This is a genomic window from Parapedobacter sp. (assembly GCF_053550995.1).
In genome coordinates this window covers 1-11,653 of the sequence record NZ_JBMQOC010000076.1, presented here as the reverse complement: position 1 = coordinate 11,653, position 11,653 = coordinate 1, and the positions used below count along the sequence as shown (strand labels likewise).

Below are 11,653 nucleotides of genomic sequence, written 5' to 3'. Positions count from 1 at the left end.
CGATTTGACGGTCACCCTCGACAACGCCACTGGCTTCTGGAAATACGCCGGCCGTGTAGAAACCGGCAAGGTCGGTTTTACGGATCCACAAATGGGGCACTTGGTTTAGCCCTGACGGTTTATTGATGCCGAATCGGCCTCACCGGCATGGTTCCAGCAAAATAATCGGCCAAGTGTCTCCCCTCCCCATGGACGGTCCAGATTTCGCGGGGCTGTATCGCAGCGATGCAATGTAAAATGTCGTTCCAATCCACGTGGTCGGAAATGTACAACGATAAGTCATTCTGCCGCTGTAGGCGTTCCCACCCCGATGCAAATACCCGTACAAATGGCGTCGCCCGAAAATAGCTATTGAACGCCATCGGCGGTACCAGGTATACAGCGTTACCCGCACCGTCCCTCAAGGCTCGTCGATCATACGGTTCATAGCGCAGATGGGATATCCCCAAAGCGTTATACATACGGTGGAATGGCAATATCCCATGGTGCACCAAGACCCGCCTATCCGGACAATGGGTATTGAGCAATGAAGTAAGCCGCTGGGCCTTTCCCAATGCGTAGGTACCCATCAGGATATGGTGTGGTGTGTTGTTTATTTTAGATAGCTCTTCAACCGGATCGGGGTGTGCAATCCGCGGATCGGCAAACGTACTTTCGGTAATCAATACATCAGCCGTGACGGTCTCGAACGGTTCGCAGGTATCGTCGTCCTGTAGCTTATAATCGCCCGTAAACAAATAGGTAGCTCCCTGGTAAACCATCTCCACCTGGGCCGATCCCAACATATGGCCCGCTGGGATGAACCGTAGCGTGACGTCTCCTATGGAAAATGGATGGCGGTAAGCAGTCTCGACAAAATTACGGGCAGCTTGTTGGCGGTATCGGTAGCGTACAAAACGTGCTGTTGCCGCCGTACAGTAAACCGTATCCTGCCCGGGGCTCGCATGATCCGCGTGGGCATGCGTTACCACCGCCCGATGGACAGGCAACAGGGGGTCGATGAAAAAATCACCGTACCGGCAATAATAGCCTTGGGGATACCGTACCAGGAAATCAGGTAGAACCGTACCCATTACGATTGCTTAGCTCGGAAAAAACGGTCCAGCGCCAAAACTTGTGGTATAATTGGCTGAATACCGTCGTTTACAATCGTGAAATCAGCAAGCCGTGCCTTTTCTTCATCTGGCCACTGCCGCTTCATGCGTGCCCGCACCTGCTCCGGCGTCACCCCGTCCCGCTGTACCACGCGCGCCATCCGTACGGGCTCCGGTGCGGTCACCAATACCGTATAGTCGTTCAACTTGAATGACCCGCTTTCAAACAGCAATGCCGCCTCCTTAATGCTATAGGGGCCGTCCTGGCTGCGCGCCCACTCCTCCCCCGCCCGGATGACCACCGGATGGACGAGCCCGTTCAATAGCGCCAGGCGACGCGGGTCATTGAACACCTGGTTGGCTAGGTAACCGCGGTTTATCGCACCATCACGATCATAGGCTCCATCGCCGAATTCCAACCGGATGGCGGCAATAAGACCCCTATCGGTGGCCATCAGCCGCTTTGCTTCGCGGTCGGCATCAAAGATGGGTATCCCCAACGTGTGGAACACCTTACAAACAATAGATTTACCGCTACCGATACCACCGGTGATCCCTACTTTTATGGCAGGCATATATATCCCATTAACAACCGTTACTTACGGACAAAAAAATCAATATTTTGCGGTTCCACCTTGACCAGCTTGCAGTACTCAGGCTTCTGCGTAATGATGACCGGCAGATTCTTTACGCCATCGTCAACCCAGTTGTCCATATTCACCACCGCTTCAAACGCGCCGGCCGTCACCTTAGTGAAATCCCGCAACGACACCATCACGGTGAGTTTCACCTTGCCTGGGAGTAACTTAACTGAGCTAAACTGTTTACCATTTTCTACCTTCAACGGCACCTCCAATATCTTTTCGGTGACTTCCCCAACCGGAATGTCGACCGTTACAGATGTCGGATAAACGCTGATATTGGCGCGCTGGTTATGCTTCAGGACCGCGACCGTATGTATATCACTATTCACGTTGGATGCACGGATGGTATCGGTTTCCCATTGTTCAATCTGCACAACGTCGTCAAGCGGACCCGTAATCGTCACAAATTCGGGCGAAACGCGCAATTCATCGATGACATCGTATTGTTTCCGGAATTGGAGGCGGTGTAGCGCCTTCACAGGCACTTTACGCTCCGTCTGCTTTGAAAAGTCGAAATACAACGTATCCGGCGATACTGAAATCACCCGCTTATTGGCGGGGAACTGCCGGTTAATAAACCCAAGCTGATTGGTGAAGACCACCCAATTCCTGCTCCGCAGGCCGCTAAGGTCCACTTGGATCACTTCGGATGTCGATTGGAAGGTAGCGAACAGCAACTGCCACCCGTTGGCTTCCAATTGCACATTTACCGTATCCGATTGGAGCGGATGGAAGGCCCTGTTGTCCGGCGCGTTTACATACTGCATGGCTGCTTTGATGGTATAGACATAGTTAGTCGAAACCGCAAAAAGAGCCCACGCCAAAAAGGAAAATATGACACATTTTGCAAAAATGCTCAGTTTACGTCGTTGGGTTTTGTTTAAATTCAATACCGGCATGCCAAACAAACTTAACAAAAAAAAGCCGCCCGGCAAATACTGCGAAGACGGCTTTTGTTTAGTCTAGTGAATCCGTACACTTATTCCGAGGCTTGCCCCTGCCGGATGATATTCAATGCCCCGCCCGCTTTAAACCAGCCAATCTGCTGGGCATTGTAGCTATGGTTCACCTGGATATGATCGACAGAGCCGTCTGCATGGTGGGCAACCACGGTCAACGGTGTATCGGGCGCAAATGTCGTCAATCCGATGATGTCAAGGCTATCATCTTCCAAAATTTTGTCATAATCTGCCTTGTCGGCGAACGTCAATCCCAGCATCCCTTGTTTCTTCAGATTGGTTTCGTGGATACGCGCGAACGACTTGACAAGCACGGCACGCACACCGAGGTGCCGGGGTTCCATCGCCGCGTGTTCCCGCGATGATCCCTCACCGTAGTTTTCATCGCCAACCACGATGGTACCGATCCCCGCGGCCTTATAGCTCCGTTGTGTTGCCGGGACGGGGCCGTATTCACCCGTCAATTGGCTTTTTACCGCGTCTGTTTTATCATTGAAAAAGTTGACCGCCCCAATCAGCAGGTTATTGGAGATATTATCGAGGTGACCGCGATACTTAAGCCACGGACCTGCCATGGATATGTGGTCGGTCGTACATTTCCCCTTCGCTTTGATCAGTAGCTTCAAACCGGTCAGGTCCGTACCTTCCCATGGTGCAAATGGGTCGAGTAGCTGCAGGCGATCGGACGTAGGGGAAACGGCCACCACCACACTGCTGCCATCTGCCGCCGGTGCCTGGTAACCGGGGTCTTCCACATCAAATCCTTTCTGTGGGAGTTCGTCGCCTACGGGCGGGTCCAACTTCACTGCTTCGCCCCGGTCATTGATCAAGGTATCGGTAATCGGGTTGAAAGACAGGTCGCCCGAAATCGCAATGGCGGCCACCAATTCCGGTGAGGCCACAAATGCATAGGTGTTGGGGTTTCCGTCAGCCCGTTTTGCAAAATTCCGGTTAAACGAATGTACGATCGTGTTTTTCTCGGCCTTTTCCGCACCTACGCGCGCCCACATACCGATACACGGACCGCATGCATTGGTGAATATCGTCGCGTCGAGGTCGGTGAATGTGTCCAGCAATCCATCCCGCTCGGCCGTATACCGCACCTGTTCCGAACCGGGGTTAATACCGAACTCGGCTTTCGTAACCAGTCCTTTGTCCACCGCCTGCTTGGCAATGGATGCCGCGCGCGAAAGATCTTCGTACGAAGAGTTCGTACACGACCCGATAAGTCCCCATTCCACTTTCAATGGCCAGCCGTTCTTCGCGGCTTCCTCTTTCATCTTCGACACAGGCGTTGCCAAGTCGGGCGTAAAAGGGCCATTCAGGTGGGGTTCCAATTCCGACAGGTTGATCTCGATAACCTGATCGAAATAGCGCTCAGGATCCGCATATACCTCGGGATCGGCCGTCAGGTGTTCGCTTACCGCGTTAGCCGCGTCGGCTACATCCGCACGATTCGTTGCCCGCAGGTAACGTTCCATAGACTCGTCATACCCGAAGGTGGATGTGGTCGCCCCGATTTCAGCGCCCATATTACAGATGGTACCTTTGCCGGTACACGACATGGACCGTGCACCTTCACCGAAATATTCAACGATGCAACCCGTGCCGCCCTTTACGGTGAGGATACCCGCTACTTTCAAAATCACATCTTTGGGTGCTGTCCAGCCGTTCAGTTTGCCGGTCAGTTTAACCCCGATCAATTTCGGGAATTTGAGCTCCCAGGGCAATCCGGCCATCACATCACAGGCGTCGGCACCGCCCACCCCGATAGCGAGCATGCCCAGCCCTCCGGCATTGACCGTATGCGAATCGGTACCGATCATCATACCGCCCGGAAATGCATAATTCTCCAACACCACTTGATGGATGATACCTGCACCCGGTTTCCAGAAGCCAATGCCATATTTGTTGGAAACGGACGCAAGGAAATCAAAGACTTCCTTACTCTCCGAAGTGGCTACCGCCAAATCCTTTTCCGCACCTTCTTTCGCACGGATTAGGTGGTCGCAGTGCACCGTAGAAGGTACGGCCACCCGTGGGCGCCCCGCCTGCATGAACTGCAACAGGGCCATTTGGGCAGTCGCATCCTGCATGGCTACCCGGTCGGGCGCAAAATCAACGTAAGACGCCCCGCGCTCATACGCCTGCGTGGCACTTCCGTCCCATAAGTGGGTGTATAAAATTTTCTCAGTCAGTGTCAAAGGCCTATCCACTACCTTACGGGCAGCAGCAATCCGCTCACCGTATTGGGCGTAGACCTTTTTGATCATGTCAATATCAAAAGCCATCTATAGTATAAAAATATCCGTATTCCTTAAATTGTTGCGAATTTACAAAAAAAAGCTCGCTTCACGAGGGGTGCTGGCGCAGCCAAACAATTTGGAAATATTCTAAACAGCCCGGCGTCTTCACGGCAAAAAACTCAAACGGAAATCACATCCGGTGCCATCCGTTTCAATTCAGCAATGGCATGTGTTGGGTTTTTATCCGAAAAAATCGAATTACCTGCCACCAATACATCAGCCCCGGCTTTGAGGAGGGCGAGTGCATTGTGGCTGCTCACACCGCCATCGATCTCAATGAGCAGGTTGTCGTTTCGGCCGGTGGCCAAATCACGCAATTCCCTGATTTTACGGTAGGTCGACTCGATGAACTTCTGGCCACCGAACCCGGGATTTACCGACATGAGCAAGACAACGTCCACATCCTCTACAATTTCATGGAGGTGGGAAACGGGAGTGGCTGGATTGATGGCCACACCCGCCGTACACCCCAGCTCCCGTATCGACTGGACAGTGCGGTTTAGGTGGGTGCATGCCTCCGCATGTACCGTGATGTTATCTGCTCCAATTGCCTGGAATTGCTCCAGGTACCGATCCGGATCTACGATCATGAGGTGCACATCAAGTGGCTTTTTAGCATAATGTGCAATGGATGCCAGCACCGGGAATCCAAACGAGATATTGGGTACGAAGACACCGTCCATGATATCGACATGGAACCAATCCGCCTCACTTTGGTTAACCATCGCAACGTCATCATAAAGATGGGCGAAATCTGCGGATAACACGGAAGGTGCAACGAGGTGCTTACGTTTCGGCATGGCGCTTTTTTTGGCAAAGATAGCTAATATTGGCTATTATCCTTTGCCAATAATGCACGAATTCCTTCTTATTTATCCGAAAGCGAATCAAAACGTTCGGTTAACTCGCGGGAGTAGCCGCTTGTCTCTTCGCCGCTGATGGATTGCTGGGCTTCCCGCAAACGCCCTGCGAAGAGGATGGTCAACAATTGCCTCACCTGGCTATAATCAAATTCAGATTTAGCCAAGGTAATGAGGTACGCACTCTCTGTTATCTCGATATTCGATCTAGCCATGACACCCATATTTTTCCAATGGGAAAGGTACCCACATGATGATAACTTACCGTTACCGGTAGTTTAACATATCATTAAACCTGAGTTGAAAACTAAAGGGTCCGTATGGATGGCTTTTTAAGCTGTTTTGCTACCTTTGCAACATACAACACCGCTATAGTTAGACGGGTATGTTTAGCGATTAAATACACTGGATGTGGCAAGGTTAAAGATCAGATATAAGTCGACCGACACCAAGGGAAGTTACTCCTACCTGCTTAAATATGGGATGATATTGGTCAGCACCATTCTGATTGCCATGCTTTTGCCCAAGCAACCACGATTCAGGTACGAATATGAAAAGGGCAAGGTGTGGATGCACGAGGACTTGGTGTCGCCCTATAACTTTGCGGTGCTGAAAACCCAGGCGGAGCTCGACAAGGACCGGGAGCATGTACTTAAATCCGTGTACCCGGTTTATAACCACAACACGCAGATAGCCGAACAGGAGCTTACCCGGTTTGAAACCGATTTACCGGAAAAATGGCAGGCCGCCGGGTTGGATTCACTCGACGAAAACCAGGACGCATACGAGCAGATGGGAACGCAGCTGCTAGCCGAAATCTACAAGCGGGGTGTCATCGCACTCAACAACAAATTCCAGGGCGATCGTACAAATTACAATTTCACGCTCCTTACCGATAACGTGGCCAAACAAGTGAATACAGCGAGTGTATTTACCACGGAAACGGCCTTGGAGCACATCAAAAAAACCGTAGACAACCGTTCAACGATCAAACAGAAGGCATGGTTTGTTGATGTTCTCGGCGATTACATCAACATAAATTACCTGTTCAACGAATCGCTTACCACCAAATTGGAGGAAGATGCGTTGGCGACGATCTCAACCACCAGGGGCATGGTGCAGCGGGGTGAACTCATCGTGGCCAACGGGACCAACGTCAACAATGAAATCTTTCAGAAGATAGAATCGTTACGCAAAGCGTACGAGGAAGAAGCCCGTATCGGGGGCAACCGCACTTTGCTGCTCCTCGGCCAATTTCTGGTGGTGGCGTTGATGGTATCCCTCCTTTTTGTATTCATTTACCTTTTCCGTAAGGATATCTATCACAACAATCGGCTTATCTTCTTGATTCTGCTTGTGATTACCGGCATGCTGGCCGTCCTGTCGTGGGCGATAACCATCAAATTGCCGAGCCTTTACTACATCCCTTATTGCATCGTACCGGTTATCGTACGGGTACTTTTCGACACACGGTTATCCCTTAACATCCACCTGCTTATGGTGTTGTTGGCGGCCTTCTTTGTGCCCAATAGCTTCGAATTCATCTTCCTCCAATTTTCCACCGGGATGGTGGCGATATACAGTATCAAAACCTTGATAAAGCGTGAGCAATTCCTCATTTCGGCCTCCATCATCCTCGCCACTTATTTGATTGGCTATATCGGCATGGGGCTTATGCGCAACGGATCGTTCAGCAACCTGTATTGGTCAGACCTCACGCCATTTATCTTCAGCGTGTTGCTCACCCTGCTCGCCTACCCACTTATTTATGCATTCGAACGCGTATTCGGCATCATTTCGGATGTAACGCTAATGGAGTTGACCAACAGCAATTCCAAATTGTTGCGCGAACTTTCCTACAAAGCACCGGGCACTTTCCAGCACTCCATGCAGGTGGCCAACCTGGCAGAAGCGGCTATTTACCAGATAGGCGGAAACACGTTATTGGTACGTGCCGGTGCACTTTACCACGACATCGGTAAAATGTCGAACCCCCAATATTTTATCGAAAACCAGACCAAGGGATACAACCCGCACGACGGCCTGTCATTTGAACAAAGCGCGCAGATCATCATATCGCACGTGGCGAAAGGCATCGAGTTGGCCAAAAAACACCAACTGCCCGAGGTCATCATCGACTTCATCCGTACCCACCACGGCACCACCCGCGTGGATTATTTCTACCAATCGTACATCAAGTCGTTTCCCGAAAAGCTCGTTGACGAGGATATGTTCCACTACCCCGGTCCGATACCTTTCTCGCGGGAAACCGCCGTATTGATGATGGCCGACTCCGTGGAAGCCGCATCGCGGAGTTTAAAAGAGCCCACCGCGCAAGGACTCAACGATGTGGTCGATAAAATCATCGAGTCAAAAATGAACCAGAAGCAGTTCATCAACAGCAACATCACGTTGAAAGATATAACCACCGTCAGCGAGATATTCAAGGAGATGCTGAAAAGCATTTATCACGTACGTATCGATTACGAAACAGGCAAAAAAAATATACCGGCTTCCAAAACCGATATGCCCGTCAGGGACACGACGGAATAGCCTATCATGAAAATGTTTTTTTGGCGTACAAGGTTTCCGAAATTCGTTTTTTTGTAGTACGTTTGCAGGCGCAAAACGGTGAGGTGCCTGAGTGGCCGAAAGGAACAGTTTGCTAAACTGTCGTACTGGAAACGGTACCGAGGGTTCGAATCCCTCCCTCACCGCCACCCAACATGAAACCCGACGGATGTCGGGTTTTGTCGTTTAAAGGGGCCGGCCAAGCTTGTTTGAACAGACCCTTTAAACGACAAAACAAATGAGTGCAACGAATGGTTTCCTGTTGGGTGAAGCTCCACCCTCACCGGGATGGCTGCGGCCATTGCGTGTCGGGATTGCGCGACGCAGCCAATCCCTTGAAGTAAAACCCAAGCTTGCTTGAGCAGGCCCCCTTTATAATTACAGGCATAAAAAAGCACCCGCCCAAGCCAGACTTACGTGGGGAAGCAGTGCTATTGAAAAATATGGAAGATTATTATTTCAAAGTGACATACCATGTGAAGACAGTGTTACGGTCGTTTTCAGGGATGGTCGTGCCGAAAAAACGGAGACATTTCAACTAACCACGGAAAACAAAGGATATCACTCAACGGTAAGTCAAGCGTATTTCACAAATACGGAAAAGATAAGCAAAAAAACTTAGAGGGTTTAAGTAAGATCGTTGGAGATCATATTGGATACATTACTATTCCCCAGATGTATCATTATAACGAGGTAGCAGGTCTGGAAAATTTCATAGCAAACACGCTTCGAAGCTTTTCAAATACAAAAGCATTGATTATCGATATTAGAAATAATCCAGGAGGTAGCAGAGAGGTTCTTCAAACCTTTGCGGGTTATATTGTGCGAGCGAAGCAATCACCTTGGGTTGCTAATGTTGCTTATTTAAGAACAGACAAACCGATGACTGGAGACGAAGAATCCATGAGTAGTCGTTATCTTTACAGTTATAACTCCGAGAAATTATCAGACAATGATAGAAAGGCAATAGACCAGTTTAGGGAAGGCTTTAACCTTCAGAAAGCAATAGATAACTCGAAGTTTAGCGGCCCTTTTTATATGGTTTTACATCAGGGTAAGGAATCATATGGTCAACCGGTCTATATTTTAGTGAATGAAGAAAGCTTTAGTGCTGCATCCGTCTTCGCCAGCGCATTTAAAGGTTTGCCAAACGTAAAAATTGTAGGGGAAACAACGGATGGTTCAAGTGGCAATTCAAGAATACTGAGGCTGAAAAATTCAAATATTCAAATCAGGGTCTCTACGATGGCGTCATTTCAAAGAAATGGCAAGACCTTGGATGGCAATGGAACGATACCCGATAGGGTTATTCAGGTGGATGAAAAACAAGTTTTAGACGGTTACGACACCCAGCTAACTCAATTAATTAATATCATCAATCGTATCCAATAAACAATCGAGTGTTGTCAAATTGCACGAAAAGATTTACATTGCTAAAAACACCACGCTATGAATACCTTTTCAGTTAAAGCATTTGGCACGGCATCTCCTGAAGCCGACCTCACACAGCTCACCATCGCCCGCCGTGAAGTCATGGCAACGGACGTGGAAATCGACATCCTATACTGCGGCGTTTGCCACTCCGACCTGCATACCGCCCGTAACGAATGGCACGGCACCATCTACCCGAATGTGCCTGGGCACGAAATCGTGGGCCGGATTACAAAAGTGGGCGACCACGTTACCAAATTCAATGTAGGCGACCTCGCGGGGGTAGGCTGCATGGTAGATAGCTGCAGGCAGTGTGAAAGCTGTCGAGAAGGATTGGAACAATACTGTGAAAATGGCAATGTACAAACCTATAATGGGCACGAGAGATTCCTTAAGCAACAAACATTCGGCGGTTATTCCGAGCGAGTGGTTGTCGATGAGGATTTTGTACTGCATATCCCCGACAACCTGGACCCTGCCGCAACAGCACCGCTCCTATGCGCGGGAATTACCACCTACTCGCCGCTGAGGCATTGGAATGTCAGCCCGGGCAAACGGGTCGGCATCGTCGGTATTGGTGGACTAGGCCACATGGGTGTTAAGATCGCAAAGGCCATGGGAGCCCATGTGGTCGTTATCACCACATCGATAACTAAAGTCGAAGACGCCAAACGGCTGGGGGCCGATGAGGTCATCCTTTCCAAAGATACGCAACAGATGAAAGACCATGCGGGCACGTTACATTTCATTCTGGATTGCGTATCTGCGGCCCACGACATCAACGCCTATTTAAGTTTGTTGAAAAGAGACGGCTCCCTCACGCTTGTCGGTGCTCCCGAAAACCCTTTGCCCGTAGCGCCATTCAGCTTGATCCCCAAACGTAAAAGCTTTTCCGGATCGATGATCGGTGGTATCCGCGAAACACAGGAAATGCTCGACTTCTGCGGCCGGCACAACATCACTTCCGATATTGAACTGATTAAGATGCAGGATATTAACAGCGCTTATGAGCGCCTACTGAAGGGCGACGTGAAATACCGATTTGTCATCGACATGGCGAGCCTGAAAGAATAAGATATTCTAAAACCTCGTGAATGATGGCTAAACAAGGCAGGTCCATTTTCTGGATACTCTACGCATTCTTCTTCGCAGTGCCTTTCCCGATGATCTTGTATTACAGCATCAATTACACGGGTGGCGAAGCACGGCATTTAGCAACATTATCCAAACCATATTGGGCGCTTGGTTATTTATTGGCCTCGGTGGTATTGTGGCTCTGGTTACTGGCGCGCTTATTCCAGCAATGGGTTGTTTTACCTGTGGTGGCACAACGCCGGGCACAGGATCTGCTGCGAACAGGAATCGTGCGTGATGCCGAGGTCGTCGCCTGCAAAGAAGTGGGAAAACCAACGGAAAATACAACGAAAATAGATGTCACTTTCCGTTTCAACAACCTGTCCGGCATTCCCATCAGTGAGACACTGCGTGTGGTCGATACACGTCCCAAGCAAGGGCGGTATCAAATCGGGCGGCTGGTAAGGCTCCGGATCAACAAAACATTAACGGAACCACCCGTCATAGTATAATTCCCCCCAATCATTGGACAGATTTTTCATAAACTAAGTAAGATATTTCCGGTATCCCACCCACCAACATTAACCTAACCTGCCTGCGCGGCGAGCGCCCGCCGGAGGCACCTGTTTTCCTCTGCTTCATGCCGCCTCCTTTTGTTTGAGGCTCTGGTAGACCTCCCCGGGGATTTCATCTTCCAGGCTTTGGTGCCTCCTT

At 50.1% G+C, this 11,653-nt stretch carries 11 protein-coding genes and 1 tRNA gene; 6 read left to right on the top strand and 6 right to left on the bottom strand.

All coding sequences use genetic code 11. The features are described from left to right. Positions 1-119 precede the first annotated feature (119 nt). The 6 genes from ACO1NT_RS10985 to ACO1NT_RS10960 form a co-directional block, all read right to left on the bottom strand. Positions 120-1,073 (bottom strand): MBL fold metallo-hydrolase, encoded by a 954-nt coding sequence (locus tag ACO1NT_RS10985; RefSeq protein WP_449048671.1) that lies wholly within the window; start codon positions 1,071-1,073, stop codon positions 120-122. Continuing rightward, positions 1,073-1,669, bottom strand: a complete 597-nt coding sequence (coaE, locus tag ACO1NT_RS10980) for a dephospho-CoA kinase (protein ID WP_449048670.1) — start codon at positions 1,667-1,669, stop codon at positions 1,073-1,075. The genes ACO1NT_RS10985 and coaE overlap by 1 nt, the downstream gene beginning before the upstream one ends. A gap of 20 nt (positions 1,670-1,689) precedes the next feature. Then, a complete protein-coding gene (locus ACO1NT_RS10975; protein WP_449048669.1) occupies positions 1,690-2,505 on the bottom strand; it encodes a hypothetical protein in 816 nt (271 codons plus the stop codon). A gap of 212 nt (positions 2,506-2,717) precedes the next feature. Further along, on the bottom strand, positions 2,718-4,988 hold the full coding sequence (locus tag ACO1NT_RS10970; protein WP_449048668.1) for an aconitate hydratase: 2,271 nt from the start codon (positions 4,986-4,988) through the stop codon (positions 2,718-2,720). 134 nt (positions 4,989-5,122) lie between these two features. After that, positions 5,123-5,803, bottom strand: a complete 681-nt coding sequence (rpe, locus tag ACO1NT_RS10965) for a ribulose-phosphate 3-epimerase (protein ID WP_449048667.1) — start codon at positions 5,801-5,803, stop codon at positions 5,123-5,125. Positions 5,804-5,871: 68 nt separating this feature from the next. After that, positions 5,872-6,078 (bottom strand): hypothetical protein, encoded by a 207-nt coding sequence (locus ACO1NT_RS10960; RefSeq protein WP_449048666.1) that lies wholly within the window; start codon positions 6,076-6,078, stop codon positions 5,872-5,874. 196 nt (positions 6,079-6,274) lie between these two features. Between ACO1NT_RS10960 and ACO1NT_RS10955 the strand changes: the two genes are divergently transcribed. The 6 genes from ACO1NT_RS10955 to ACO1NT_RS10930 all read left to right on the top strand — a co-directional run bounded on the left by ACO1NT_RS10955 (position 6,275) and on the right by ACO1NT_RS10930 (position 11,451). Beyond that, on the top strand, positions 6,275-8,416 hold the full coding sequence (locus ACO1NT_RS10955; RefSeq protein ID WP_449048665.1) for an HD family phosphohydrolase: 2,142 nt from the start codon (positions 6,275-6,277) through the stop codon (positions 8,414-8,416). A 77-nt stretch (positions 8,417-8,493) separates the two neighbouring features. Beyond that, positions 8,494-8,583: transfer RNA gene (locus ACO1NT_RS10950), tRNA-Ser, on the top strand. Positions 8,584-8,672: 89 nt separating this feature from the next. After that, on the top strand, positions 8,673-8,795 hold the full coding sequence (locus ACO1NT_RS10945; RefSeq protein WP_449048664.1) for a hypothetical protein: 123 nt from the start codon (positions 8,673-8,675) through the stop codon (positions 8,793-8,795). Positions 8,796-8,965: 170 nt separating this feature from the next. Next, on the top strand, positions 8,966-9,826 hold the full coding sequence (locus ACO1NT_RS10940; protein ID WP_449048672.1) for a S41 family peptidase: 861 nt from the start codon (positions 8,966-8,968) through the stop codon (positions 9,824-9,826). A 57-nt stretch (positions 9,827-9,883) separates the two neighbouring features. Further along, the gene (locus tag ACO1NT_RS10935) at positions 9,884-10,939 is read left to right on the top strand and encodes an NAD(P)-dependent alcohol dehydrogenase (RefSeq protein WP_449048663.1); all 1,056 of its coding nucleotides are present in this window, start codon (positions 9,884-9,886) and stop codon (positions 10,937-10,939) included. A 20-nt stretch (positions 10,940-10,959) separates the two neighbouring features. Beyond that, positions 10,960-11,451, top strand: coding sequence for a hypothetical protein (locus ACO1NT_RS10930; protein WP_449048662.1), 492 nt, complete (start codon positions 10,960-10,962; stop codon positions 11,449-11,451). Positions 11,452-11,653 lie beyond the last annotated feature (202 nt).

Bases quoted from the DNA above. Each gene is read 5' to 3' on its own strand.
- ACO1NT_RS10970 (WP_449048668.1), bottom strand. From the start codon at position 4,988: ATGGCTTTTGATATTGACATGATCAAAAAGGTCTACGCCCAATACGGT.
- rpe (WP_449048667.1), bottom strand. From the start codon at position 5,803: ATGCCGAAACGTAAGCACCTCGTTGCACCTTCCGTGTTATCCGCAGAT.
- ACO1NT_RS10945 (WP_449048664.1), top strand. From the start codon at position 8,673: ATGAGTGCAACGAATGGTTTCCTGTTGGGTGAAGCTCCACCCTCACCG.
- ACO1NT_RS10975 (WP_449048669.1), bottom strand. From the start codon at position 2,505: ATGCAGTATGTAAACGCGCCGGACAACAGGGCCTTCCATCCGCTCCAA.
- ACO1NT_RS10930 (WP_449048662.1), top strand. From the start codon at position 10,960: ATGATGGCTAAACAAGGCAGGTCCATTTTCTGGATACTCTACGCATTC.
- ACO1NT_RS10935 (WP_449048663.1), top strand. From the start codon at position 9,884: ATGAATACCTTTTCAGTTAAAGCATTTGGCACGGCATCTCCTGAAGCC.
- ACO1NT_RS10985 (WP_449048671.1), bottom strand. From the start codon at position 1,073: ATGGGTACGGTTCTACCTGATTTCCTGGTACGGTATCCCCAAGGCTAT.
- coaE (WP_449048670.1), bottom strand. From the start codon at position 1,669: ATGCCTGCCATAAAAGTAGGGATCACCGGTGGTATCGGTAGCGGTAAA.
- ACO1NT_RS10960 (WP_449048666.1), bottom strand. From the start codon at position 6,078: ATGGCTAGATCGAATATCGAGATAACAGAGAGTGCGTACCTCATTACC.